The sequence below is a fragment of the Holtiella tumoricola genome (genome assembly GCF_027857615.1).
Taxonomy (GTDB): domain Bacteria; phylum Bacillota; class Clostridia; order Lachnospirales; family Cellulosilyticaceae; genus Holtiella; species Holtiella tumoricola.
Map to the genome: position 1 here is coordinate 104,336 of NZ_JAQIFT010000069.1, position 26,420 is coordinate 130,755.

General features: G+C 35.5%; 23 protein-coding genes. 1 reads left to right on the forward strand and 22 read right to left on the reverse strand.

What is annotated here, in order from left to right; translation table 11 throughout:
* Positions 1–92: 92 nt before the first annotated feature.
* The 5 genes from PBV87_RS21275 to kduI all read right to left on the reverse strand — a co-directional run bounded on the left by PBV87_RS21275 (position 93) and on the right by kduI (position 4,846).
* Positions 93–1,712, reverse strand: coding sequence for a sigma-70 family RNA polymerase sigma factor (locus PBV87_RS21275; RefSeq protein ID WP_271013664.1), 1,620 nt, complete (start codon positions 1,710–1,712; stop codon positions 93–95).
* 129 nt (positions 1,713–1,841) lie between these two features.
* Entirely contained in the window at positions 1,842–2,042 is a 201-nt protein-coding gene (locus PBV87_RS21280) for a hypothetical protein (protein WP_330680503.1), read from the reverse strand.
* A 43-nt stretch (positions 2,043–2,085) separates the two neighbouring features.
* Positions 2,086–2,874: a DUF7402 domain-containing protein gene (locus tag PBV87_RS21285; RefSeq protein ID WP_271013665.1), complete on the reverse strand. Its 789-nt coding sequence runs from the start codon at positions 2,872–2,874 to the stop codon at positions 2,086–2,088.
* Positions 2,875–3,062: 188 nt separating this feature from the next.
* The gene (locus PBV87_RS21290; RefSeq protein WP_271013666.1) at positions 3,063–3,863 is read right to left on the reverse strand and encodes a gluconate 5-dehydrogenase; all 801 of its coding nucleotides are present in this window, start codon (positions 3,861–3,863) and stop codon (positions 3,063–3,065) included.
* A 119-nt stretch (positions 3,864–3,982) separates the two neighbouring features.
* Entirely contained in the window at positions 3,983–4,846 is an 864-nt protein-coding gene (gene kduI / locus PBV87_RS21295; RefSeq protein WP_271013667.1) for a 5-dehydro-4-deoxy-D-glucuronate isomerase, read from the reverse strand.
* Between the two features lie 149 nt (positions 4,847–4,995).
* Here kduI and PBV87_RS21300 point away from each other — a divergent pair, with 149 nt between their 5' ends.
* On the forward strand, positions 4,996–5,859 hold the full coding sequence (locus PBV87_RS21300; protein WP_271013668.1) for a helix-turn-helix domain-containing protein: 864 nt from the start codon (positions 4,996–4,998) through the stop codon (positions 5,857–5,859).
* Between the two features lie 15 nt (positions 5,860–5,874).
* Here the strand turns inward: PBV87_RS21300 and PBV87_RS21305 are convergent, their stop codons facing one another.
* The 17 genes from PBV87_RS21305 to PBV87_RS21385 form a co-directional block, all read right to left on the reverse strand.
* Complete coding sequence (locus PBV87_RS21305) at positions 5,875–7,890, reverse strand: DUF2264 domain-containing protein (protein ID WP_271013669.1); 2,016 nt, start codon at positions 7,888–7,890, stop codon at positions 5,875–5,877.
* Between the two features lie 283 nt (positions 7,891–8,173).
* A complete protein-coding gene (locus PBV87_RS21310) occupies positions 8,174–9,946 on the reverse strand; it encodes a heparinase II/III domain-containing protein (protein ID WP_271013670.1) in 1,773 nt (590 codons plus the stop codon).
* An 8-nt stretch (positions 9,947–9,954) separates the two neighbouring features.
* On the reverse strand, positions 9,955–11,571 hold the full coding sequence (locus PBV87_RS21315) for a response regulator (protein WP_271013671.1): 1,617 nt from the start codon (positions 11,569–11,571) through the stop codon (positions 9,955–9,957).
* On the reverse strand, positions 11,553–13,352 hold the full coding sequence (locus tag PBV87_RS21320) for a sensor histidine kinase (protein ID WP_271013672.1): 1,800 nt from the start codon (positions 13,350–13,352) through the stop codon (positions 11,553–11,555). The genes PBV87_RS21315 and PBV87_RS21320 overlap by 19 nt, the downstream gene beginning before the upstream one ends.
* Before the next feature lie 39 nt (positions 13,353–13,391).
* Complete coding sequence (locus tag PBV87_RS21325; RefSeq protein WP_271013673.1) at positions 13,392–14,543, reverse strand: glycoside hydrolase family 88 protein; 1,152 nt, start codon at positions 14,541–14,543, stop codon at positions 13,392–13,394.
* A gap of 13 nt (positions 14,544–14,556) precedes the next feature.
* A complete protein-coding gene (locus PBV87_RS21330) occupies positions 14,557–15,387 on the reverse strand; it encodes a carbohydrate ABC transporter permease (protein WP_053985660.1) in 831 nt (276 codons plus the stop codon).
* 11 nt (positions 15,388–15,398) lie between these two features.
* A complete protein-coding gene (locus tag PBV87_RS21335; RefSeq protein WP_053985661.1) occupies positions 15,399–16,304 on the reverse strand; it encodes a carbohydrate ABC transporter permease in 906 nt (301 codons plus the stop codon).
* Positions 16,305–16,391: 87 nt separating this feature from the next.
* Positions 16,392–17,732 (reverse strand): ABC transporter substrate-binding protein, encoded by a 1,341-nt coding sequence (locus tag PBV87_RS21340; RefSeq protein WP_271013674.1) that lies wholly within the window; start codon positions 17,730–17,732, stop codon positions 16,392–16,394.
* A gap of 188 nt (positions 17,733–17,920) precedes the next feature.
* A complete protein-coding gene (locus PBV87_RS21345; RefSeq protein WP_271013675.1) occupies positions 17,921–18,943 on the reverse strand; it encodes a sugar kinase in 1,023 nt (340 codons plus the stop codon).
* Between the two features lie 67 nt (positions 18,944–19,010).
* A complete protein-coding gene (locus tag PBV87_RS21350; protein ID WP_271013676.1) occupies positions 19,011–19,637 on the reverse strand; it encodes a bifunctional 4-hydroxy-2-oxoglutarate aldolase/2-dehydro-3-deoxy-phosphogluconate aldolase in 627 nt (208 codons plus the stop codon).
* An 883-nt stretch (positions 19,638–20,520) separates the two neighbouring features.
* The gene (locus PBV87_RS21355; RefSeq protein WP_271013677.1) at positions 20,521–21,183 is read right to left on the reverse strand and encodes a YfgM family protein; all 663 of its coding nucleotides are present in this window, start codon (positions 21,181–21,183) and stop codon (positions 20,521–20,523) included.
* A 166-nt stretch (positions 21,184–21,349) separates the two neighbouring features.
* Complete coding sequence (locus PBV87_RS21360; RefSeq protein WP_271013678.1) at positions 21,350–21,943, reverse strand: class I SAM-dependent methyltransferase; 594 nt, start codon at positions 21,941–21,943, stop codon at positions 21,350–21,352.
* Between the two features lie 76 nt (positions 21,944–22,019).
* On the reverse strand, positions 22,020–24,275 hold the full coding sequence (locus PBV87_RS21365; protein ID WP_271013679.1) for a DEAD/DEAH box helicase family protein: 2,256 nt from the start codon (positions 24,273–24,275) through the stop codon (positions 22,020–22,022).
* 474 nt (positions 24,276–24,749) lie between these two features.
* Positions 24,750–25,163, reverse strand: a complete 414-nt coding sequence (locus PBV87_RS21370) for a hypothetical protein (protein ID WP_271013680.1) — start codon at positions 25,161–25,163, stop codon at positions 24,750–24,752.
* Positions 25,156–25,596: a type III secretion system chaperone family protein gene (locus PBV87_RS21375; RefSeq protein ID WP_271013681.1), complete on the reverse strand. Its 441-nt coding sequence runs from the start codon at positions 25,594–25,596 to the stop codon at positions 25,156–25,158. Before PBV87_RS21375 ends, PBV87_RS21370 begins: the two co-directional genes overlap by 8 nt.
* A 10-nt stretch (positions 25,597–25,606) precedes the next feature.
* Complete coding sequence (locus PBV87_RS21380; RefSeq protein WP_271013682.1) at positions 25,607–25,948, reverse strand: hypothetical protein; 342 nt, start codon at positions 25,946–25,948, stop codon at positions 25,607–25,609.
* Positions 25,938–26,306, reverse strand: a complete 369-nt coding sequence (locus PBV87_RS21385; protein WP_271013683.1) for a hypothetical protein — start codon at positions 26,304–26,306, stop codon at positions 25,938–25,940. The genes PBV87_RS21380 and PBV87_RS21385 overlap by 11 nt, the downstream gene beginning before the upstream one ends.
* Positions 26,307–26,420 lie beyond the last annotated feature (114 nt).

Sequence of the window (26,420 nt, forward strand, 5' to 3'; positions counted from 1 at the left end):
TATTCTTTTTTAATAACTCTAATAACCTAGTTCCTATCTTCTAACCAACTAATACCAATACCTCCTCTTACCCTAAGAACATCTTTCAAAATCTACTTCTCAGATTGGGTATATAAAAGGGTAGCTATTGCTTTTTGTTGTGATGCAGTTGGTTCTTGAAGTACACCTTGATTTAGCATTTCTTCAAACACATAAGGCCACAGATGTTGCATACGTCCCTGAGCTAAATAACGTAACGTTTTATGCATATGAGCTGGATGCCCTACCTTGGTCATCTTGTAGCATTTCTCATCATATTCAAGGAGTTTCTTACGAAGGGTATCTGAAGGCTTTGGAAAAAGGTTTTTAAGTTTTTCCATTTGCTCCTTTCCTGCTACATGAACCACATTGAGCTTATACCCCTCTGGTGTTCTTACAAGATATTCTTTTTCCAAAAGTCTGCTATAAATCTCTTGTGTCACTTCACTTTCGATCAGTTGCCCTGTTACAAAATACATCATTCCCACATAATCACTATATTTATTATCACGCCAATCTAGCTCTCTGTGGCTCCAGTAAGTACCCACTTGCCAACCATAGACTTTATTGTCTTCCCCATCATCCCTTGTCATCACCATGGCACCATATTTCTCTTGGTCATAAGAAAGTTCTATCGGTTTATCTAGTAGTGCAATGGCAATATACTTACCACCATCCTTGCGATAAACCATAACCTCATCCGGTTCAATCTGATAAGCTTCTGGAATATCAAAGAATTGTATCGCATAAGGAATCAACGTCCAAAGTAGACAATTAAAATCTTGGTCAGGATAATAAATTCCTATCTCCTTAATTGCTGGCTCTAGAGCTAAAAACTGTTTGTAATATTCCTCGTATAAGATTTTCCCATATTCCTTTGCTAGCTTATGAAAAGCTTCTTCTTCACTTGCAGAAGGCTCTCTAATAATCATCTGTGTTTGATATCTTCCTCCTGGCAAGCACTCCATAAACCCATACTCCTCCAAAATCTTAACCTCATCTTCTATAAACACAGGTGAGATACCAAGTTCCTCAGACAGTTCACGTATGGTTCTTGGCTCATGGTAAGCCGCATAGACAATATTTTGTGTAATTACCTTAGCAAGAAAATCACGAGTATCCCCCTTTGTTCCTGGTTGACCTGTATGCCCCATATCTAGAAACTTTATAGGATTGATTCCTAAGTTCCCTATCGTCCGTATTGCTTTCATCCCTGTTTTCAACTCCTTTTTGGCATCAAATAAATTCCACTTTACTGTTCCTTCTGAAAGTTCTAGTTCTTCAGCAATCTCTTTGATTTTCTTCTGTTTATAATAATAAGACACCACAATCTCTCTTTGCTGCTTAGAAAGATAAGCTATTTCTCGCCTTAAGGTCCCTTCTGTTTCTTGGTCTATATAGCTTTTATCTGGACCATCCTCATGACCACTACTACTCGCCTCATCTAACTGTAACTCACATTTTTTCTTAGTCTTTTCTGAAATATATCTTGCCCATACATTGTGGGCAACCTTAAACACGTAACTATTCATATCTACAAAGTCTTCCTTGTGACAAAGCACATGATAAACTTCTAGGATAATACATGAAGCAAGCTCCTCGGCTTCTTCTGAATTACCCATTTTATTAAGAGCAAACCCATACATAGGTCGTGTATAATATTCAATAATCTGATCCGCGCGTTTCTTCTCCATGGTCCCTCCTTAAAAAGCTTTCATTTATATAGTGTAGCAAAAAACAAAAAGGTTGGAAAAAAATTAAAAAATATTTATATAAAGCAAAACCACCTTAAGAGTGACTTAAAGTGGTTTATTTTGTATCTTTTATTTATTATTTTTCAACCAATTAATAGCTGTATAAGCATAAATTGCTGCACCTGTAGGAAGTATATCCCCATTAAATACAACCTTTTCATTATGCATAGGCTCACCGTATAAAGGATTTTCCTGTTTAGAACCTGCACCTAATAAAAGATATACACTAGGAACCTGATAAGAATAAGATGCAAATTCTTCAGATCCCATTCCACCACCTTCATCTTATGAAAGTGGCATTTTATATATTCTTCTATTTTGCTTCTACACCATAGACTTCTATTTGAGAAAGTGCAGGGAATGGAGATGGATCGTCAGCTTTAATCAGTTTTCCTAACTCTAGCCATTCAATCTCTCTTTTTTCAAAGTTTATTTCTTGTGCCTTATCTGTTTTTTCTAGATCAAATACAACTTTACTACCATCTGAGAATACAACGGTTGCCTGTTCCCACCATGCATCATGAGGGAAATCAGCTCTTGTATAAAGACATATTTTATCTACGGCAACTTTTCTCCCAAACTCTATTTTCATCACAGCATCAGGATTTTGATTAATCCCCCATGATTCATAAGGCCATGCACCGTGAGAATGATTTTCACAGTTCCCATTGATGGCATTTTTTGCTGCAAATACAGACTCCCCTCTTGTTTCTACGTTAGCTGAAGCATGTGGGAAACAATTTGGTTCACCGTGTTGGTCATATTTATTAAGGGCAAGATTTTTATAGGCACTTATTTCTTCATGTGTTGCATAGCGAACTTTTAATAAGTGTTTGTCATAAGCAAAGCTTTTAGGTGAGTAACAAATCTTCTTTTCTCCAAAAGGAATGGTATAAGATAAAGCCCCTCCTTTTAATAAAACAAAACTTTCCCCTATAGCATCATCTAATTGAAGTATTAAAAAAGCTTCTTCATCGCTACTTTTTACAAGGATTATATCCCCTTCTTCGTAGGTATTGGCATGGACTAAAGAAACTTCTTTTTCACCTTTTGCAGTATTTAATAGCGTATGATCTTTATTTAAAATGGCTAACTCTAACATTTTTATCCTCCCTCTATATAACAAGAACTATTACACACTTTCTTTCATCCTCTAATCTCTTTAGATAAGATTTTCTAAAATTTAGTGTTCATAAAAATACATTCTAAATTTTATTTGTGGTGTAATAGTTCTATATTTATTTAAACTATCATTATTATTTATTCTATCTTTTTTATTATTTCTTTTTATTATTTAGGTTGCTTACCGATGTAGGCTAAAATACCACCATCTACATAAAGAATATGTCCATTTACAAAGTTAGAAGCATCTGATGCTAAGAATACTGCTGGACCACTTAAGTCTTCTGCTTCTCCCCAACGTGCCGCTGGTGTTTTGGCAATAATAAATTGGTCAAATGGGTGTTTGCTTCCATCTGCTTGCACTTCTCTAAGCGGTGCAGTTTGAGGTGTTGCAATGTAACCTGGTCCAATACCATTACATTGGATGTTGAACTCACCGTATTCTGAAGCGATGTTCTTAGTAAGCATTTTTAAGCCACCTTTTGCAGCAGCGTATGCAGATACTGTTTCACGACCAAGTTCACTCATCATTGAGCAAATATTAATAATCTTGCCATGACCTTTTTTGATCATTGAAGGTATAACGGCTTTAGACACAATAAATGGCGCATTTAAGTCTACATCAATGACTTGTCTAAATTCCTCTGCACTCATTTCACACATGGGTACACGTTTGATAATCCCAGCATTATTTACAAGAATGTCTATGATACCTACTTCTTTTTCAATTTGTGCAACCATTTCATTCACTGCTTTTTCATCGGTTACATTACATACATAACCATGAGCTTCAATGCCCTCTTCTTTGTAAGCCGCAACGCCCATATCTACTTTTTCTTGTGTGATATCGTTAAAACAAACAGCAGCACCTGCCTTGGCATAAGCTTTTGCCATTGCAAAACCAATACCATATGATGCACCTGTTACTAATGCAATTTTGCCTTCTAGTGAAAATAAATTTTTCTCCATATGTAACCCTCCTTATGTTTAATACTTATCTTAATAAAATGCTTATTCTATTTAAACTCTTTCTCTATCTAAATCCTTACCCTACTTTAACATTGATTCTAAATGCTTCTTATAAATCTCTATCTTAAATCTTTATTATCCACAGCATCCATATCTGTAAATACTTGATTTTCTCCAACCATTCCCCAGATAAAGGTATAAGCTCTTGAACCACTTCCTGCATGAATAGACCAACTTGGAGAAATAACAGCTTCTTCATTTCTCATGACAATATGTCTTGTTTGGGTAGGCTCACCCATATAATGCATCACGAATGCATCTTCTGGCATTTCAAAGTAAAGGTATACTTCCATTCTTCTGTCATGTGTATGGCATGGCATTGTATTCCATACGCTACCTGGTTTTAATGCAGTCATTCCCATTACTAATTGGCAACTTTCTACTTGACCTGGAAGAATGTATTTATTGATTACACGGTGATTAGATTCTTCTAATGTACCAAGTTCTACTTTGTTTTCATCTTTAATGATGACTACGCCCTCTTCTTTTTCACCATCCATTTTGATTAAAACTGTAGGATAAGTTGTATGTGCTGGTGCACTGTTTAAGTAGAATTTAGCTGGATTTGTAGCATCTTCACTTGCAAAAGAAATGTCTTTTTGGCCCATTCCAATGTACATACCATCTTTATAATCTAATGTATAAGCTCTACCATCAACTGTAATAGTACCTTTGCCACCGACATTGATAATGCCCATTTCTCTTCTTTGTAAGAAGTAATCTGCACGAAGTTCCTCTCCTGCTGTTAAAACAAGTGGTTTATCTGTAGGAACTGCTGCACCTGTAATAATACGGTCAATATGGCTATATACCAATTTGATTTCGCCACCTACAAAAAGATTTTGAATTAAAAATTCTTCTCTTAAACGCTCTGTTGTATAATGTTTTACATCTCTTGGTGAGGATGCTGTTCTAATTTCCATGTTAATGACCCCTTTTCTTAATCTTTAATGTTTATAGTATTAGTTTATCATGCATTTTTTTCTATTTCTTGGCTTATATTCACTCAAATATGGCTTTTTTTGAACTCATTTTATATAATAGAATTATCTTATTTTTAAAAGGAGGTTCTATGCAAAAACTATCTTCCTGCAAAGAAGCTATGACTCACTGTATACAACAAAAATACTTTTCCATTGCCCATCTCTATAAAGAAGAAAAGGCTATGGCTATGCATATTCATGATTGTTATGAAATTTATTATTCCATTTCTGGTGGCAAGCAATTTTTGATTGACAATAAGTTTTATACCATTTCCCCTGGTGATCTCTTTGTTATTAATCAATATGAAAGTCATTATTTAGCTCAGATTGATACTCAGGTTCATGAGCGCATTGTGCTAGCTGTGTCTCCTGAATTTATTAAACATCTTTCTTCTTCTAAGACGGATTTATCCCTTTGTTTTAATAATCGTCAAGACTCTTTTAGCCATAAACTTTCTTTGAACAAAGAGCAGCAACAGCGCTTCTTATACTTCATCAATAAGATTACTTCCACTACAGGGTATGGCCAAGATTTAGCCGAACAAGCTACCTTTATAGAACTCATGCTCTTTCTCAATGCAGCTTATTTAGAAAATACCCAAGTGCTTTCCCTAGAAGAAATCACTCCTAAATATAACGAGCAAGTGGATGATATTTTGACCTATATCAACCTACATATCCATGAACGTATTACTCTTGAAACGCTCTCACAGGCATTCTTTTTAAGTGATTCCTATATTTGTCGTGTCTTTAAAAATACAACAGGGACTACTATTAACAAATACATTACCGCAAGGCGTATCAGTATTGCCAAATCACTGCTGGCTGATGGTTTAACTATCAACGAAGTCTGTGAACAATGCGGCTATAATGACTATAGCAACTTTGTAAAAACGTTTACAAAAATAGTAGGCATATCTCCTAAGAAATATGCCCAACTATCTGTGTGTTAAAAACACGCTATTTATTTATACTCTAAGATGTCCTTCTAGTCCTTCATAATCTACAGTGTAGCTTTCACCATTTTTCAAGCTTATTTCTATAGGTCCATAGCCACCACATTGTTCTTTGTCTGTAAACGTCATCTTTGCAACGGGGAAGAGTTCTTCATCGGTCCATTCTTCCTCGTTGTTTTTAGTTAAGATAGCTGAGATGAGTACATAATCTTTATACGCATAATGTACCTTTCTTGTTGTCTCCGCATAGATCAGCATACTTTCATCTGAGACTGGACTCACATCTTTCCTTCTTTTAGTTGCCATGTTGTCAAAGCCTTTATACGTAACAAGTGCAATTTGACCATGAGAAGTCTTTAGGATGATGGCTTTGCCCTTTGCACCTCCCATTTCTTTTCGTTCTTGTACAGTCACCTCATCATCTAAAGGCATACCATAAGAACCCAAAGTCAGTCGATAAGGTTTGTCTGGAATACGCATTTTATCTACTCTTAAGTGACCATAAGGAATGGCGAAGTCTGCTAGGTCAATAGATGCTTGGTTTTGGAAGGTATCTACATAGTCAAAATACTGCTTACGATAAAGTATCCCTTCTTTTTCCCTTCCATATAAAATCAAATTAGGTATGCTACTTCTTTCTCTTCCCTCATAGTGAAGGCTATATTGCATGGTCTCTTCCCCTTCATAACTAAAGTCCTCCCATGTAAATCCACTGTGAAATGCCACTCTGCTATAACTGTTTAAAGATGTATTCCCTACGCTCATAGAAATCTTACCTGTTCTAAACTCTGTGAAACCATTCTCCAAGTGGTTATCTATTACAATCCCTGGGGCATCCAAAACAGTATGGGTATCGTTAAGCTCCTCCCATACACCATTCTCCTCTTTGGCTGTCCAGAAGGCGTGATCTTCTGGAAGATAAAGGCATACAAAGGTGTTGGCGAGCCAAAAAGGACTGGCTGCACAGCTATAACTTTGTACTAAAGGCGAGAAAGGTTTGTAGAAACCAAGGCTTGGTACACCTTCATAGAAGCATTCTTCCTTGGTTGCAAACTGTAGCAAGCTTCCTGATGCAATTCTTCTTGCAAGCCCAGCATTTGCTGTAGCCTTTTTGAGCAAGAAGTTGGCCGCTAGTGGTGCTGCTGCTGCACTTCGATAAATACTACTCCTTCCCCACATGGTTACATGTGCATCTTGGTCAAAGAATTTGGGATAAGTTTCTACAAACGTATTGGAGTATGCTTCTATCTTACTTGCAATGTACGGCTCTTTTTCATACCCATACCAGACATTCCAAAGTGGTCCATACACATGGAATGCCCATGGACAATAATAGTCAAATAAGTGACCATCTCTATACCACCCATCACCTGCATAATAAGATAAAATTGTAGCAGCATGATCTCTCATCGTTTCTTCATTAATCGTGTACCCTTCCATTGAAAGAAAGGCTAAAATCAACATATTAAATAAACGCCAATTATGATGCCCTGTATAAGAATGTCCAAACTCAGATAGATAAGCTGCTATTGTATCTTTTTCTGCTTGGGTATAGGTATCCCAAATCACAGACTTACACATATATAAACCAATAGTTAAAGAAGCACACTCACAAGTATGTTGAAAGGCACGTTCTCCATTTTCTGCGGTCTCCATAATCTGTTCTAAACTGAGTAAGTAAGATGGATGTCCTGGTGTTGCTCCATTTAAAATTGCTTGCTTATAGTACGTCTTTAAAGCATATCCACCTACAACTGCTTCAGGCTCATTATGTAAAAGAGGTGCTGCAATCAGAAAGCTTCTTGCTAACCCTTCAAAACGTTCTGCTGCTAAACGCCAAGCTGGGCTTGTAGGATTGGGATAGCCTACTTCATCACTATGTTTAGGCACAATGATTGGGCTATCTATACTTTTTACATGTTTAAAGATTCCTTCTAAATAAAAATGACTCACTTCTAACCAATGGTTTCTTCCCATCCCTGTATAAGGGTTTTTCTCATAATCAGGTTTTATTATTTCAAATTTCATTTTTAAATCCTCCTAATCTTTATGCCTTTACGTGTTGGCTATCATCCACACTACCTATCCTCTATAGACTAACGTAAACGAATCCGCATCATTACATCCTCTATAGACTGACGTAAACGAATCCGCATCATTACATCCTCTATAGACTAGCGTAAACAGCTGCTAGATTGATCGGTTCCGCTCTTTAAAGTTCAATAAAATCTCGGGAGTCTAAATACAACCTTTATCTATTAAAAGTTATTGAATAAACTCTATTGGCTAAAAGCTCTCAACTAAAATTCACTTACCTTATTCGTATTTCACAACCTATATGTTGTGCCTTATCTTTTCTAGAAGCTTGTAAGATATAAGCTGTGTATCTTTTCATTTTATGATTTTCATAGTTTTCTTCTAATACTTCTAAAGCATATCTCTCATCAAATGAAAGGGTTAGGACTTCTTCCCCATTTTTGATGTATGCACACGTTCCTTCTATTGTAATCGGTGAATGACTGACAAAACGTTCTGCTACTGTACCTGCCTCCTGGAAGTCAAAAACATCTTCAAGTAAGATATATTCTTTCTCTTTATCATGCTTCAAAGTACGCCTAAAGGATTCCAGCTGCACGACTGGATAGCACGATTTCAATTCTGTTTGAAATACATCCAACTTTCCATCTACATCCCCTAATCTTACTTCTATCAATTCTGCCCTATAAGCCTCACCTGAGCATTGTTCCACACCTTCTATAAGTGGTACATTATGACTTTTAGAGCGGTTCACAAAAATTTCATATCGCTTATCTGAGAAATACTCAGCTGTATAGACACCTGCACCTAAATCCTCTAGCATAGGCATACCATTTTTATAAAGGATAAAGGAACCGCAATCATTGTGATTGTGACTTTCTCCATTGTGTCCACCTTTTGCTACAAGGATAAAAGGATCCCCATAAGATAAGAACCATTGTGCCTCAGGCAACCAAAGTGACTGTTTCTTCTCTTCCTGCCATACAAAATCACGGTCATACCAGATGATATCTCTCAGTGCCAAGCAAAAGCGGTAACATGAATCTTCTAGAACATCTTGAGCATAGGCTATCGGTGGCAACTGCACTTCTTGATAGCACTTTTTAAGATACATTGATAATCCCAGTCGGTATCTTCCTTCAGCCCTACCATCAGCAAAACTAATGGTATGATTCTCTACGAGATAATAAGCTTGTTGGTTCAGTGCTATCTGCTTTACCTTCTCATCTTGGAACAGGTCAATGATACCCCCTGTTCTTTCTTTCAAATAATCTGCACAACATACAAAGAAGCCAAAACCATAAGTCCAGTAGTCTACCCCTTCTACACATACGCCATCTTCTCCAAAGGATTGTAGGTAGACCTCTAAACAGGAAAGTACTCTATGTAAGAAGTTCGTAAGCTGCTCTTCATCTTCAAGCATCAAAATCCCTATACATCCTATGGCACCGCCACATACAGATGCCCAGTTATTCTCCATCACTTCAAAGCGATAAAAAGTATTGCCATCTAGGAAAGGTGCTATCATACGTTTATGTAGTTGTACTCTTACATACTCTGCACACTTCTTATCCAAATAAGGCTCACACATACGCAAAGCTTCTGCAAGTGCAAAGCCTGTTTCAGCTGCAAACAAATCAATCAGTTCATCGTATGTCTCCATAGGTACATCATTACCTGCTCGATCCATAAAATGTGCAGGTAATGCCCACATAGGCTCACAGCAAATACTCCACAAAATATTTTGTAGCTTTTCTTTATAATGAGTATTTTCTGGCTCTCTCCATAGCAACAAACTATATATTAAAAGCTTTTTACGCTTAGCATAATACACTTCTTGATAGGTATTTCTATCACCTGTTTCCCAGTAGAGCTTGAATTTGTCATAACTTAATTCTTGAATACCCTCAACTTTACCTGCCTCTACTTCTAAAAGTCTAAATTGCTCTTTAATATATGGGATTTGGTCATAGGCATGATTGTATGCTATGTGAAAAGATAATGGCTTTCCAGACGCTATGCCTTTTAAAAGTGTGCTTTTATTCATAACTTCTTCTACCTACCTCTTACTTTATTTTGATATTCCTTAGGTGTTCTACCAATATAACGTTTGAATACTTTTGTAAAATAGTACGCATTTTCAAAACTTAACAAATAAGAAATCTCATAAATCTTGTAATTGCCTTCACGAATGAGTTCACAGGCTTTATGCATCTTCACTTCATTAATATAATCTACTAAATTTTGATTGCAGTGCTTCTTAAACAAGGCTGATAAATAGCTAGGTGACATATTCACATAATCTGCAAGATCTTGTAACATTAATTTTTCTGTAGCATGGGCTACAACATAGTTCTTAACTCTTTCCATAACCTCAAAGTGGCTGCCTGTCAGTTGCTCTAATTGCCAAATCACTTGTTCTGCAAACCCCCTTACCCACTTTTGTAGCTGACTAAAGGTAAGCATTTCACTAATGGTTTGTATCATCTTCGATAAGTCTACAAAATAAGCATTCATCCCATCTTCTGGTAAGAGTGGTACAAGGACTGCATAAACCGTACTATATAAGTCAATACAACTCCTAATTTCAGCTACTGGATTATGGGGAGTGCTTCCAAACTTCTCCTCTATCTTTGCAAAAGTCGCCTTGCACGCTGCCACATCCTTTAATCTAATAGCTATAACCAATTTATTAATCTCTGGCGTAAGACTGATATCTTCGTATACCGTTTCACCTATTTGCTTATAATAGACAAGCTCAGGCTCATGGCAGTAATAATATTCAAGTAATTGGTCTATTTGACGTAGACCATGAAAAATATCTTTTTCTTTCAATACATCACTTACTAGCAAAGAAATTTTGGTTGCTGTTGCATTAGAAGATGCAAGAAGGAATTTATTATAAAAGGTCTCTATATGCTCTTTAAATGTTACTTCATCTACATCCCAAACGAAGATTTGAAACTTTTGATAGGCGCTATCTGATGCCACTAAAAAATAATGATTAAAAAGTTTAGGCAAAATCGTTTCTAATAGTTCCTGCTCCCATCCAAAGATACGCTCTCTATCAAAGGCTGATGTATTTTGAGCCTTAGGAAGAATAGAATAATCAAGCACTACTTCTAATAATGCAAACCTATCTAAAATATGATGGGCTTCTAAAAGCTTATAGCCTTCACTATTTCTATTTCTTATTTTTTTTTCTAAGAGTTTTTTGAGACACCCTTGTATGATTTTATGATTATCTTCTTCTATGACTTCATTGGCTAAGTCTATCTTAGCCATCTTGTTTCTTTTATCACATTCTAGAATGGCACTTTGGATTGCCTTTTCTAAAACTTCTGGTTCTAATTGTGTCTTTAATAAATAATCCACAGCTTTATAACGGAGAGATTCACGGGCCATATCAAACTCTTGATGATTGGTCAACATCACAAATACTGGTTGATGTTGCCTGTGGGTGACTTCTTTAAGTACTTCTAGCCCTGAAAGGATCGGCATATTAATATCACATAAAACAATATCAGGTTTTTCAACTTCTATGATTTCAAGGGCTTGCTTGCCATTTCTTGCTGTATTTTGAATATCACAATCAAGCTTATGCCAATCTAGCAAAAACTTGATGCCTGAAAGTACTAGAGGTTCATCATCTACTAATAAGACTTTATACATTCATCTCTCTCCTTTCTTATCTTAACCGTTATTTTTGTATAGTGATCCACTTCACTTTCTACAAATAAGCCACACGCCTTACCATAGATAAGCTTAAGGCGTCTATTCACATTGGAAACGCCTATGCCACTCATTGTATTTCTACCTACTTGTTTTTTGTCTGCAAGTAAGTGTTGTACCTGCTCCTCATTCATTCCAACTCCATTATCTTCTACATCAATATAAAGGTACGTTTCATCTTCACGGGCACTGATGCGGATTGTACCTATCCTTCCCGAAGGCTCTATGCCATGGAAAATAGCATTTTCTACAATAGGTTGCAACGTCATTTTAACAATACGATACTGCAAAAATGCCTCTTCAATATCATTCTTATATTCAAAGGTCTCTGCATAGCGAATACTTTGTATGGTAATATAGTCCTTGAGTAAACTTACTTCATCTTCTAGAAGAATTTTATCCGATACACCTTTTGCCATATTTTTGAGTAAGTTTGATAAGCTCCTTGTAATATTACTAATCCCTGGTGCTTTTTGTATGACAGCCATCCAATGAATCGAATCTAATGTATTGTATAAGAAATGTGGATTGACTTGGGCTTGCAATAAGGCCATCTCGATTTTATTTTGCTCCTCATTTTTACGTATAATTTCATTCATTAAGTTAGATACACTTTGAACCATTTCATTGACTAATCGCCCTATTTCCCCTATTTCATCTTGAGTTCTCTCAATTTCCGGATCATAAGAAAAATCATTTTCAGCTATTTTTTGAATACGTCTACTTAGCCTACTAATAGGTCTTGTAACCCATCTACTTACCATAATGATAATGGCACATGTAATCACTGCACTTAATACAAGTACAACAATCAATGTATAAAGCATCTCATTCTCTTTCATGGAAAGCTCTGTAATATCAATAAAATTGTAGAGTGATACATTGGTTCCATCTATTGCTTTTTTATGTACTTTATATCTTGCTTTATCAAAGACTATTGCTTCTTTGTCCGATTCTTCCATAAGCTTGATCAAAAGGGACTCATTCATATTGTCTGTTATCCAATTATCTTGGTCTTTCTCATTGCGCACTACTGTATAATTAAGAGGACTATGTGCCACTAAGATGTCTTTTATAATACTGCTATCCACTTCCATATAAAGATAGCCATTTTCCTTCCTATCTGAAAAAGAACTTACTTTAAATAGTACCGAGAAACTATCCTTTGCATAAGGTGTAATAGACTCCCCTAGTGTGAACACCCCAAATTTATTTGCCTCTTCTTGATTCCTATCAAGCTTTTTCTCAACAATCTGGTCCACATCTTCTAAGTAAGCCATATGATTGCCTACTGCTTGCACTACAACCCCTTGCTCATTAAACACAAGTATTTTATTGACATACTTCTTCATCTTTGTTGTAGACAGTAAATCATTCATTACATTTTGAGCTTGTAAAAGGACCTTTTTATCTTCCACCGTTTTTACTTCTTGAATTTTCATCGCTTTCATTACATCATAGTGATTGGCACAATTAATTCCTGTATTAAAAAGTGCTTGAAAAGGTTCTTCTATTTGAACAGTCAAATTTTCCATATAAATGTTATTAATTTTGTCCGCCTTCTCAACAATAATCCCATTTAAATAAGAGAATAGATAGAGATAGCCACATGTACTCACGCTAATCACACATAACATTGAGTAAAATACCATTTTGAAGCGAATGCTTCTAGGATTCCATATGCCCATTATTTTTCTCCGATCTACTCTCTTCTTTTTCATAATTTTCCCCCTTATTCGTCTTTTCTTTATGGTAACATATTACCAATAAGGGTTCCATCGTTTTGTCATACGAATAAGGGCTTCTAGGTAAAAATAATCGCCCCATGTATTGCATTCATCTACGCCCCTATCTTTTGGAATAGGATTGTAAGGACTATTCTTTGCATAAACACCATGTAAAAGTAAGCCATTGCTTTCCTTCACATCTTTGACCGCATAGTTTTCAATGAGGCTCTTTAACATATACCAAGTGGCTTCTTGGTAATATTCTCGCTTTGTTTCCTCTAAATTAGGTAACATTTCCAAAATACCACATACTGCAATAGCTGCTGCAGAGGAATCTTTCGGTTCATCTGAGCCTTCTTCAAACTCCAAATCCCAGTAAGGCACATGATCTCTAGGTAACTTTTCAATAAAGAAGCCTGTGATTTTCTCAAAGAGTTCAATACATACAGGATCTTGTGTATAACGATAAGCAAGTGCTGTACCGTATACACCCCATGCTTGCCCCCTTGCCCATGCCGAACCATCTCTATAACCTTGGTGTGTCACACCTCTTACAGGCTCTCCTGTATTTTTATCAAAGAAGTACGTATGATAGGTTGAGCAATCCGGCCTAATGAGATTTTGCAAGCTTGTTGTCGTATGCTTCCTAGCAATTTGGGCATACTTCTCATCCCCTGTGACTTCACTTGCCCAATAGAGTAGAGGTAAATTCAGTAGACAGTCAATAATCAAGCGGTAATTATCTTCTACCCCTAACGCTCCCCATGCTTGAAGGAACTGTCCCTTTTCTTGGAATCTTGCAATCAGATTGTCTGCTGCTAATAATGCAGCCTCCTTACCTGTTTCATCCCCAATAAGTTTGTAGGCTGCTACACAACTGGGTGTATATAAAAAGCCCATATCATGATGGTTCACATCTATCTTTTTTTGTATTCTTTCCAAAAAGCTTTCTACTTGAATCAGTGCCGCTTCTTCAAAGGCTTCATCTTTTGTGTATTCATAAGCAAGCCAATATTCTCCTGTGCAAAAACCTGTTGTCCATTCAACATTTGGTGTCTGCTTATAAAACTGGTTTACACTATTTGAATCTTGAAAAGAATACGTAAAGTCTTTCAGGTTCGTTTTCAAACACCTCACTGCACACTCTAATGCTTGTTCTAACAATTCTTTATGTAATGTCTCCATCCCCTCATCCTCTCTATCCCTTTAATCCACTTGTTGCAATACCCTCTACAAAGAATCTTTGGAAGGCCAGATAAATAACAAATACTGGAACCAGCGCAACAACACTGGCTGCCATAATCAAGTTATACTCTGCTGAGTATTGGCTAATAAACATACGAATCCCTAGTTGTATGGTTTTTACCTTTGTTGAGTTAAAGTAGATCATAGGCCCCATAAAGTCATTCCATACAGTTACAAAACTAAAAATGGTTAAACTTGCAAGGGCTGGTTTGGATAAAGGTAAGATGATACGTGTATAAATACCATATTCTGAAAGTCCATCAATACGGGCAGCTTCTAGAAGATCCTCTGGGATACTTTGATAAAATTGACGTAATAAGAACACACCAAATGCAGTAAAGCTTTGTAACAAAATAATGGACCAGTGTGTATCTACGAGATGTAGCTTATTCATCATAATATATTGAGGCAACATATACACTTGCCATGGGATAGCAATGGTAATAATGTAGCATAAGAATAAGGTATCTCTTCCCCTAAATTTACATTTAGAAAAACCATAAGCTGCAAAACTAGAAGTTGCTAACTGAATAAGTGTAACAATGACCGTAATTTTTACACTATTAAATGTAAAAAGCGCTAAAGGTATCTTCTCCCATATTTTTGCATAGTTACTCCACTGTGGGTCTTGTGGAATCCATTGAATCGGTACACTAAATACTTGGCTTTCTAACTTTAAAGAAGCAGAAAGCATCCATATCAATGGTAACAAAGTTACAAATGCTATAATGCTCAGCAACATATAAAGCGCTACTTTTCCAAATTTATCTTTTACTATAGACATGTGGCTTCCTCCTACATAAAGTCATTAAATTTTTTCTCAAAACGGAATTGTATAATCGTAATGGTTCCTACTATTAAGAATAAAACCATTGAAGCCGCACTGGCTGTTCCGTAGTTCCAAGATACAAAGGACTGATCATAAATAAAGTTTGCAAGCATCTTCGTTGCAATCCCTGGTCCTCCGTCTGTTAAGACAAAGATCAAATCAAATACTTTAAAACTGTTGATGGTTAACATCATAAATACAAAGAAATGTGAAGGTGTAAGCATTGGGAAGGTTATACGCCAAAACTGTTGCCATTTGTTAGCCCCATCAATTTGCGCTGCTTCATATAAAGAAGATGGTACATCTTGTAAGGCTGCTAAATAAATAATCATAAAGTAGCCCATGTTCTTCCACACACTTACAATAATAACCCCAACCATAGCCCATTCTACAGAAGCGAACCATCCAGGTGGATTAGCAACCCCTACAAATTGTAAGAAGGCATTAACAGGCCCTGAATCTTTCATAAACATAGCATTCCATACAGCCCCTACTGCTACGATGGATGCGACATAAGGAAAGAATACGGCACTTCTAAAAAAATTAATTCCTTTTATTTTTCTATTTAATAAAAGTGCTAAACCTAAAGCTGTTACCATACTAAAGAACACAGTAAAGACAGTATAAACAATAGTATGTTGTAAAGCTGGAAGGAAAACTCGATTTTTGAAAATCGCTACAAAATTACTTAGACCAGCAAACTTGATTGCATTAAAACCATCCCACTCAGCAAAACTTAAAATAAACGAAAAAATAACTGGAATTAATATAAAACATAAAAATCCTAAAAAGTTCGGTAAGATGAAGGACATGCCAACAAGGGTATTACGTGTATTCATTTTCATCTGCTTTTTATGACGTGATGTTTGCATCAGATAGCCTCCTTTTATCTAAAATTAAAGGCAGGCTTAGATTTTTAAGCCTTTCATTCTCCTAAGCCTGCCTGACTGTCTTATTGGTTATTTCCCTTGAATTTCTTTAGAACGTTCTGCCATTGTGGCAAGCCCTTCATCTACACTTGCTTCTCCAAGCATAATCATAGAATGCTCTTCACCCATCATGCCATTGACTTCTGCAACTTTATCAGCCATTGGTCTATCAAAACTAATATTTTTCACTGCAAGTGCTTCTAATACACCCTCTGGCATTCCTTCTAAGTTTGCAATGGCTTGTAAAGCTTCTTGATTTGAACGTCCTGGGATTGCACCTGCTTCAGCATAAAGTTTGGTACATTCTTCACCAGTCATAAATTTAATGAATTCCCATGTTGCATCTTGCTTATCGGTTGCAGCATTCATAACAAGTGGTGTTGCTGAACCTACTGTATAGCCTGCTTCTACGTCATTGGCGTGTGGTAATGTGGCTACGCCCCAGTTTACACTGCTTTCTCCAGCTTGAATTTTACTAATAATCGTTGTCATAAACCATGAACCCATAGGCATCATCCCTACATTACCTGTTAAGAATGGACTAGAGTAATGGATATTACCTGTTTTTAAAGTAGCATAATCCATAATGGTTTTGTCATCATTTTGCATACGTAAAACCATTTCATAGTAAGGTTTTAAGAAGGTATAATCTGTATCCATAATCGTATGTTTGCCATCTTGTACGCCCCAGTTTGCAACACATGCTTGCCATGTATGAATGAGTGCACCATATTTCTTATCGGCACCTTCTCCTGTTGTAATCTTCTTAGCTGTTTCTTCAAATTCTTCCCAAGTCATATCATTTGAAGGGTAGCTAACACCCGCTGCATCAAAGATATCTTTGTTATAATAAAGAACATAATAATCTGTACGTGCTGGTAAACCTACAATTTCACCACTTGGCATAGTAAAGTTATTGGCAAGTCCGTTGTAAGCCTCTAAATCGATACTATCCTTTTCGATGTAAGCTTTAAGATCTGCTATTTGCCCTTTGTCAAATAAGCTCTTTGTTGTGTCGGCATCTTTAATCCAGAAAGCATCCAGTTCACTGCCACCATTTAACATAACACTTAATTTTTGTGTATAGTCTGCACTTGCAATATCAATAATTTCTACCTTAATATTTGGATTTTGTTCTTCAAAAGCTTTAACTGAGCTTGTAATCCCTGGGTTGGCTGCTAAGTCCCATGTAGAGACTTTAAGGGTTACATTTTCTTGTGCTTTTGGTTCTTCCTTCTTATCTGCTGTTTGTGTTTGATTAGCAGTTTCCACATTGCCTGTTTGGGCTGTTTGTGTGCTCGCACATCCTGTAAACATCCCCATGGCCATTGTTGCAGCAAGTGATAACACTGTAAACTTTCTTAATTTCATATTATCCGCCCCTTCTCTTTGTTCCATAATTTTTTAAATTTACTAAACTTGTTTGTGTTTTTATTGTACGTTATTTTGTACTTATAAAAAATAAACTTTTTTTATGGAATCTATTACTTTTTTATACTCATATAAAAAAAGTAATACTTTTTTTATGAAGTATTACTTTTTTACGAAAAAGGTGCGATTTATCGTTTCATTTCACTATGGTAACCTGTATTTTCATGATCTTTAATAATATCTTCAATTTCCTCTAAATTAAGAGAAGGCATATCTCCTGGGATGGTATTTTTGACTGCACTATAGGCATTTCCATATTTTAAAGCTTTTTGGCAATTGCCATTTTCAGATAATAGACCATATAATGCTCCTGCAACATATGCATCTCCACTACCAATACGATCAATAACTTCAATATTGTGATAGCCTTCCTCCTCATAATAAACATCTGCTTTAGCATCATAGATTACTGAAGAGAAACTGTGCTTTTTAGGACTATGTACCACGCGCTTAGTCGATGCCATAACAGAAATTGGATAATCCTTAGCAAAGCTCTTCATCATTGCTCTCACATCACCTTCCTTGCCAAAGGTAAGTCTAGCCGTATCCTCAGAACAAAAGAAAATATCTACATAAGGTAAGATTTGTTCAATGCATTTTTTTGCTTCTTCACCTGTCCATAAGTTGCCTCTAAAGTTTACATCAAAAGAAATAAGAGCACCTTGTGCTTTAAAGCGCTTGATAAGTTCAATTGTTGTATTCCTACTTGCTTCGCCTAGTGCCAGAGTAATCCCTGATGTGTGGAAGCATTTTGTACTTTTATAAATTGCTGGATCAAAATCGCTACATTCCACTCTAGTCATAGAAGTATGCTTTCTATCGTAGACAACCCCTGGTTTTCTAGGATAAGCACCTTTTTCATAATAATAAATACCAAGTCTTGCCTCTTCACTCTTGTCATAGGCTAAGTAGGCATCACTCACTCCACAAAAGCGGAGACTATTTTGTGCAAATAATCCAATACTTGTCTCTGGGATTTTGGAGAGCATCCCTGTTTCTAAGCCTAAAAGTGAAACACCTGATGCTACGTTTAACTCTGCACCACCTATTTGTTTTTCTAATAGATTGCCGCGTACAAGTCTTTCTTCTCCTGGTGGTGATAATCTTAATAAGATTTCTCCTAACGCTAATAAATCAAATGGTTTTTCCATTGTTACTTCCCCCTGCATATGCTTAATATGATTGATATAATCGAGAGCATTCACTCACTAAAATAATCTATGCTCTAACACTTTGCACAAGTGCACTGACTGCTTTACACTTCTTGGTAATGTCTTCAAAGTTCCCATCGCAGATGTCTTGCTCCTTCACCATCCAGCTTCCACCACACGCTAAGATTTTGTCCGATTTCAAATATGCCTCTACATTTTGCAGATTGATCCCACCTGTTGGCATAAATTTAAGCTTCGTATACGCAGCACCCATTGCCTGGATCATTGGTAGCCCACCTGAAGGCTCCGCAGGGAAAAATTTAACCACTTCAAGCCCTAGTTCTAGTGCTTGCTCAATTTCACTTGGAGTGACAACACCTGGTATAACAGGGATCCCCTTTTCTTGACAGTAGCGCACCACCTTAGGGTTTAAGCCAGGGCTTACAATAAACTTCGCCCCCACATCCACTGCACGGTCTACTTGCTCTGTTGTGAGTACGGTACCTGCACCCACTAATAATTCTTTGTACGCCTCACTCATCTTACGAATGGTTCCTTCTGCGGCATCCGTTCTAAAAGTCACTTCTACTGCCAATAGTCCTCCATCACAAAGCGCCTTTGCCAATGGCATTGCATCCTTTTCATCATGTATAACGACTACAGGTATAATCCCTATATTTTCTAATTTCTTCATCATCAAATCCATCACACATTTCCTACTTTCCATATGTATTTATCAACACTATAAAATAAATTAGGGTTCTTTATATTCTTAGTCTAGCATGCATTTTTTTCTATTTCTTGGCGTATATTCTATAAAATATGGTTTTTCTTGAAGTGTCTTATTAAGGTCATGCTATCTTATCTGACCTATATACAATCTTTTTTATTTTTTTATGAAAAATGCGACGAATTTTAACCTTCTGCGGTGTATGTATATATATAAGGCAAAACAAATTGCCTTATACGGTATCCCATGGGACAAGTCCTAGGCTCCTTGAATCTAAGATACCTCTCTAAGATGAGCAAGTAACTTAAGTTCCCCTCCTCCCTAGACTTAATGGTATACCTCCTCTTAGAATCCCAGCTCTGTCGGTGGTGGCAACCCCAGAATGCTGGTCAATCTTTATAACTAAATAGTGGCTTCCGCCTTTCAAATCCTTTGTTCAACTACTAGGTTACACTAGCTCTTAAGAACGTATGAGGTAAATCCAGCGTACAGACAGCTGGCCTTGGACACCTGGCATGATACATCCAATTGGGGATCCCTTTCACTGCAGGCACACCAACGCAGTTCGCTGTAGCCTGGTAAATCCAAGAGGACTTCGCTAATGCTAGCTTTACTTAGAACCTACCCAAAGGACCACTCTAGGAAGTCACTTACACGTTATAATCTTTGCCACAAAACAATAAGCCACCTTAAGCTCAGTCTTTGTGCAATGCACAGGGAGGAAAAGACTGTTCTTAGGGTGGCTTATTGTGTTTATTCTAATAAAACTATTCAAAAGTTTTAATGTTCAACTTATATTTTCAAAAAATAACAAGGCTGTAGAAACATTTTTGTCTCTACAGCCTTGTTATTGGATCTTCCGCCTTATCTCTAGCAGCTCTTCTTTTATACTCTCATCTGTCACTTGTTTTTCTAACCTTTCAACAAGTTCACTCGCAAGGGCAACTTCATTCTTTTCTAATGCAACGAATATCTCCAACAGCATTATATTTTCTGTATATTTCCCCATACGCTTAAACTTCTCACATGTATTTTTGCTTTGTACATATAGTGCCATTGCTTTATCATTTTGTTGTACATAGAAGTAGCTTAGGCATAGATTAAGCAACCATACAATTCGTATTTCATCTCTCAATTTCACTTCAGCTAAAGGTTCAAGTAATGCTATTGCCTTGTCATATTCCTTTAGGTCGTAGTATCCTGCACTAAGATTAATATCAAGTACACTTCTAAGGGTCTTTCCTTTTGCTTTTTCCTTTATTTTATTCATCTGCTCAATATACGCTGTAGGTTTCCCCTCTTTTAAAAGTTCTATTGCTTTTTGAAGCTTTTTGTTATACGAAATATTATAAAGTAAATTAAATAGTACTGCCCCTAATATAACAAAAATCCCCACTATAGAATACCTCTTTAGAAAGATATCATCTGGAATGGAAAGAGTCTTTTGTATAATCAGCATAAGTATTCCCAACACAAATCCTATGCCTACTATTTTCATGATCCTTTTCATCACTTTCACTCCTTACTGTATAAGTTATGACCTATTGTACCATAGATTATATTTAAATAATAATTCATTTATAAACTTATTTTGCAATACGCAGTGAGGAAAAGGCTATTTTTAAAGTGACTTCTTCTATTTATTATAATAAAACTATTTCAAGTATTTTAATATCCTACTTGCTAAAGGTTTTGCGCACTATGACATTTAGCCACTTTTCCTCACGGTCAGGACGTTTATCTACAGTGATCCCTTGTTCTACTAGCACTAATTCTGGAAAATGAGCTAATAACTTGGCAAAACGCTCTTCTGTATAGTCACTAAAGTAACGCCCATTGCGTTCCCCTTCAAAGTCACCATATTTAAAAGAAGCATACAAAATGCCTTCATTCTTTAAGGCTCTAGATAAACATCTAAAGACATCCACCATATCTTCTTCGGGTACATGAAGTAATGTGGCACAAGCCCATATGCCATCATAAAGACCCACATCTTCTATTTCTTGAAAAATCATCTGGCGAACAGGTTGGCCTATAAGCGCTGCTGTTTGGTTACACATGGCTTCTGAACCATCGATAGCAGTTACCCTGTATCCTGCGTCCTTGAAGGCAAGGCTATCACGCCCAGAGCCACAGCCTGCATCTAGGATGTGAGCTGCTTGTGGCAAATAACTTAGGAACTTGTTGCGTAGTTCTGACATATCTACGTTAAGTGTCCCTGCGATGAAGTCTTTGGCATTGGTATTGTAATAGTTTAATGTTTCACTCATATTTATCTCCTTTCTTATCTATATAAGATCTTGTTTAGTTTTTTTAGAAGGCTTTACTTTCTACCTATCTAACGCTTTAATTTTCTAACCTTGTGTAGTAGTTCATTAATTTCTCATCACAAATTGCAAGTATTCTTTCTTTATCTTTACTCGTTAACTTTTTAAAAATAACAGGATTAAATTCTATTAGATTAATAGCTTTATTGCGTTGCAAGAATCGCATATCTGCAAAACGTTTAAAGGGGTTAGATAAAATATTTTTCTCTACATCTTTTGAAGAATAGTCACCTTTTTGATAAAGGCTATTAGCTTTTTCTGCTACTAGTCCAACTAACTTCCTACTCTCATAAAATTCTATGAAATAGCTCACTACCTCATCTATATCTGCCCTTCCCCTCTCATCTGCATATTCTAATATAGCTTTGATGAGGACAGGCTTGTAGGAATAGGACATATCCATTTTCTCAATGAATCCCATAAACTTCTCTACAATATTAGCTGAGGTAATAAGATCCCAATTATAAGTCTTAGCATACCCTTTAATCGTATCTTCTTTATAATAATTAAATGTACGCGTATCTCCTATTGGCACTTCTAAATCTGGTACAATCTTACCTTCTCTCACATAACGGTCTATAGTTTCTGTTTGTACATCTACCATACGTACAAATTCTAATTGAGACTTCATTTCCTTCACTTCATTTTGCCAATTGAATAAATCAATCACTTCATAATCATCCACATCAATTGGGACGTCTAGGTAAGCATCAGGTCTTTCTCCCCTTCTTAGCATATCTTCATCTAACTTTTTTAGATGGGAAGGTGCAAGGACATATTCATTAGGTTTATATTGTCCAATATCTAATAGACGATGTAAAGAATAAGGCATATTAAACATATTGGCATTATCCACAAAGTCAAAAACAAGTAAAGATTCTTTACCTTCATATTTTCTTGTACCACGTCCTAATTGTTGCATATAAATCACTTTAGACATAGTTGGCCTTGCCATAAAGAGAATCTCTGTACATGGACTATCCCATCCTTCATTCAATAAGTCACAAGCACAGAGAACGTGAGTATCCCCTTCATCATAAGCTTTAAGGATTTTCTCCCTTGTGGCAACATTCTCCCTACTTGAAACCGTTGCTGCATGTACACCTTGTCGTTGTAACAAATGAGCTATTTCCTCTGCATGATTCACACTTGCACAGAATATAACTGTTTTCTTACCTTTTGCATATTTCAAATATGTATCTACTATAAGTTGATTTCTCTCAGGTATAAAGAGCTTACTCTCTAAATCTTGAGTATTATATTTGATTCCATTGATACGCACTTCTGTTAAATCGATATCTGTTTTGACACGAATACAACGAATAGGCGCTAAAATTTCTCTTTCTACTGCTGTTTTTAAATCCATCTTATGCGCTACATTTTGGAAGAGTTGTAGTATATCCTCTCCATCAGCACGTTCTGGTGTGGCTGTTAAACCTAAAATAAACTTTGGCTCAAAATAGCTAAAAATCTGTTGATAGGTTTTTGCAGCTGCATGATGACACTCATCTACTATAATATAATCAAAATCTTTGGGTTCAAAGCTTAATAAGTTATTAGAAACACTTTGCACTGTAGCAAAAATAACCTTTGCCTCTAAGTTTTTCTCTACGCCTGTATAGTAACCTCTTGTAACGTCTGGCCATATCTGTGCAAAAGTCTTCTCTGCTTGATCTGCTAATTTAAGATTATGTACTAAGAATAACGTTCTCCCATTTACCACTTTCGCATCTGACGCTGCTGTAACTGTCTTACCTACACCTGTTGCATGGTATAAAAGTGCAATAGAATCACCACTTTCACGAATGGTAAATAAGTTATCAATAGCCTCTTGCTGATACTCTCTAAGCTCAAAAGTCCTTCCCTGTTGCTTAGGCAAAAAGAAATCTATCTCCTTTAAAAAAGGCGTTTCCCCAAGAAAGGTAACTAACTCATCTTTCACCTTCTCTGGTTGCTTCGCTAACTGATTATAGGCCCATCTATACACATGCCACCCGTCATACACCAGACTATTTTGTTTCAATAGATCATCATAATACTTGGTATCAGAAACCTTTTTAGGATTATGATAGGTTTCCCCATCTATTTCAATAGCCACTTTCATTTCATGATTTTCTAGTGCAAAATCAATAAATCTATTTTTACCGTAAATATCTACAAAAGGATATTGTACGTATAAGTTGCCTGCCTTATCCGGTCCAAAAGCCTCACAGAAAAGTTGAATGAAGAGCTCTTCTGCTTTGCTGTTTACCTTGGTTGCTTTATTTGAGTTCATAGCTTCACCCCTAAATTTATGTATAGTGATAGTGTAACATAGGAGAGACCTTGAGTTAATTATTAATTTAAAAGCTACAATACTTAAATATAGATACTGTATGCTCTTTATTGTTCATCCCTTCTCATTGATGTAACATTACTATATAATATTTCATTACTATTCTAAACTTTTGACTTTATTAGTATTCTTTTAAAAATACAACAAGACAAGCCTTCATTAGCTTGTCTTGTTTAATAAAATAACACTTTTAGTATACCTAATAGAAAAGTACCTACGACGCACGGTTTAGGAAACCTGCTGAATTGTCATGTATCGTTCATTTAACAAAGGCTATACCCTTTGATTATCAATGGATATAGCCTTTATACTTTTAAATAGATTGTCTTGTTTTTAAGTTTTGACGACAAAATGACGTCGTAGTCGTAGAAGCTAATTGAAACTATCTGAAACTATATTCATTACATTAAACCTTTAATCTATTCTTACTTTATGTGGATTTTTAGGCTTATAAATGATAGCTAAAATAATATCTGTAATGATATCAGCTGATATAGCCACTGCTAAACTCCATATGGTAGCTATATCATTCCAATAAGAACTAGCATTTTCACAATAGTATATTAATATTCCTGCTATAATAAAAGGCGACACACAAAGCATCCCCATATTATATCTTTTAACAATATCTTCATTCCATTTGAATTTTTTTTCTTTCTCTTCTAGCTTATGACTAATTAAAAATATGATGTTTATTAGTGTTATTATTATACTTATTACAGTTATAAAAGTCATTAATACTTGTGAATCTTCTTGCTTCCATCTGTAATAAGTAGCTACTATAGCTAGTCCTATTGTCACTAATTGAAAATACTTCAGTTTATTCATTGTCATTTATCATACCAATAACTTCTACTATTCTATCTACTGCATAATCTAACATTCCAAGATAATCTTCAAATTGTTCTATTACTATACCTTCTTCTCTTCCCTCTAACGAATGTCCATTCCTATATGATATGTACTCAGTATCTTCTCTATAAAAATAGTTTCCATATAGCATGCTTGAATTTAAGATATTAAGTGCCCTTAAAACATCATCTTCTTTACCTTCTGGCATTCTTAATATCTCAGGTACATAGAAAATCAAACTTTCTTTTTCTAAGTTATTTATTAGCATCAAGTTATAATATATATTGGTATCTTCCGATTTGAATTTCATATAATATAATAATGCATTTTCTTTTTCATCTACATCTTTCTCATAATATATCCCAAGTTCTTTTAAAAATTTATCTACTGTATCTTTATTAAAATCCATTTTTCTCTCCCTATATAATGACTAGTTTTTCATTCTTTTTCAAAATATTAATATATTTTTCTGCATCTTTATTATACGCAACTCCTATTGATTTTGTATTTAGATATACTTCCATCATTTCTTCGATTCTACTTTTAGTACTCATATCATCTTTCAATATTAAGATTGTAATACTATTAAGTTTAATATCAATCCACCATTCTTCTTCCTTACTTTTTAATAGATAATTAAACATCCTTATTCTTGATTTCTTACATCCAAGTAAATTTTGGATTTTGTTTACTTCTTTAGTGAATATTAATGGATTGATTTTGTAGATAACCTCTAAATTTATCATTAACTCACGCCCCATTCACAAATAAATTTAATCTATCCAAGAACCCCATATTATACTTTATGTACCTTCCATAATCTTTATGTATAACAACAAATGCTTTCACATCTCTTATTTGTAGATTCTTCTCTTTATATTTTTTATAAATGTCATAATAACATTCTTTGGTTTCTTCAGCAGCATCCTTTTCTTCTAAAACTCTACCTAAATCATCCCAGTATTTTTCATGTATTTTATAAGTTTCTTCAATTGCCTTTGCATCACTTTCTTCGACTAACTTCATTTCTTTATTATATAAGTCTAAATAATATTTAGCGTTTGATTTATGTTTCTCTCCATCACTAACCATATTATTTATACTTCCATAACTAGGCATCTCCCCTATTCCCCCTCCCTATATATATGGTAGTACAAATATTATTTCTACTTATATATTATTATACAAAACAAATTTTTACAATATTTATTGTTTAATTGAAAAAACTCCTAA

Bases quoted from the DNA above. Each gene is read 5' to 3' on its own strand.
- PBV87_RS21275 (WP_271013664.1), bottom strand. From the start codon at position 1,712: ATGGAGAAGAAACGCGCGGATCAGATTATTGAATATTATACACGACCT.
- PBV87_RS21280 (WP_330680503.1), bottom strand. From the start codon at position 2,042: ATGGGATCTGAAGAATTTGCATCTTATTCTTATCAGGTTCCTAGTGTA.
- PBV87_RS21285 (WP_271013665.1), bottom strand. From the start codon at position 2,874: ATGTTAGAGTTAGCCATTTTAAATAAAGATCATACGCTATTAAATACT.
- PBV87_RS21290 (WP_271013666.1), bottom strand. From the start codon at position 3,863: ATGGAGAAAAATTTATTTTCACTAGAAGGCAAAATTGCATTAGTAACA.
- kduI (WP_271013667.1), bottom strand. From the start codon at position 4,846: ATGGAAATTAGAACAGCATCCTCACCAAGAGATGTAAAACATTATACA.
- PBV87_RS21300 (WP_271013668.1), top strand. From the start codon at position 4,996: ATGCAAAAACTATCTTCCTGCAAAGAAGCTATGACTCACTGTATACAA.
- PBV87_RS21305 (WP_271013669.1), bottom strand. From the start codon at position 7,890: ATGAAATTTGAAATAATAAAACCTGATTATGAGAAAAACCCTTATACA.
- PBV87_RS21310 (WP_271013670.1), bottom strand. From the start codon at position 9,946: ATGAATAAAAGCACACTTTTAAAAGGCATAGCGTCTGGAAAGCCATTA.
- PBV87_RS21315 (WP_271013671.1), bottom strand. From the start codon at position 11,571: ATGTATAAAGTCTTATTAGTAGATGATGAACCTCTAGTACTTTCAGGC.
- PBV87_RS21320 (WP_271013672.1), bottom strand. From the start codon at position 13,352: ATGAAAAAGAAGAGAGTAGATCGGAGAAAAATAATGGGCATATGGAAT.
- PBV87_RS21325 (WP_271013673.1), bottom strand. From the start codon at position 14,543: ATGGAGACATTACATAAAGAATTGTTAGAACAAGCATTAGAGTGTGCA.
- PBV87_RS21330 (WP_053985660.1), bottom strand. From the start codon at position 15,387: ATGTCTATAGTAAAAGATAAATTTGGAAAAGTAGCGCTTTATATGTTG.
- PBV87_RS21335 (WP_053985661.1), bottom strand. From the start codon at position 16,304: ATGCAAACATCACGTCATAAAAAGCAGATGAAAATGAATACACGTAAT.
- PBV87_RS21340 (WP_271013674.1), bottom strand. From the start codon at position 17,732: ATGAAATTAAGAAAGTTTACAGTGTTATCACTTGCTGCAACAATGGCC.
- PBV87_RS21345 (WP_271013675.1), bottom strand. From the start codon at position 18,943: ATGGAAAAACCATTTGATTTATTAGCGTTAGGAGAAATCTTATTAAGA.
- PBV87_RS21350 (WP_271013676.1), bottom strand. From the start codon at position 19,637: ATGAAGAAATTAGAAAATATAGGGATTATACCTGTAGTCGTTATACAT.
- PBV87_RS21355 (WP_271013677.1), bottom strand. From the start codon at position 21,183: ATGAAAAGGATCATGAAAATAGTAGGCATAGGATTTGTGTTGGGAATA.
- PBV87_RS21360 (WP_271013678.1), bottom strand. From the start codon at position 21,943: ATGAGTGAAACATTAAACTATTACAATACCAATGCCAAAGACTTCATC.
- PBV87_RS21365 (WP_271013679.1), bottom strand. From the start codon at position 24,275: ATGAACTCAAATAAAGCAACCAAGGTAAACAGCAAAGCAGAAGAGCTC.
- PBV87_RS21370 (WP_271013680.1), bottom strand. From the start codon at position 25,163: ATGAATAAACTGAAGTATTTTCAATTAGTGACAATAGGACTAGCTATA.
- PBV87_RS21375 (WP_271013681.1), bottom strand. From the start codon at position 25,596: ATGGATTTTAATAAAGATACAGTAGATAAATTTTTAAAAGAACTTGGG.
- PBV87_RS21380 (WP_271013682.1), bottom strand. From the start codon at position 25,948: ATGGGGCGTGAGTTAATGATAAATTTAGAGGTTATCTACAAAATCAAT.
- PBV87_RS21385 (WP_271013683.1), bottom strand. From the start codon at position 26,306: ATGCCTAGTTATGGAAGTATAAATAATATGGTTAGTGATGGAGAGAAA.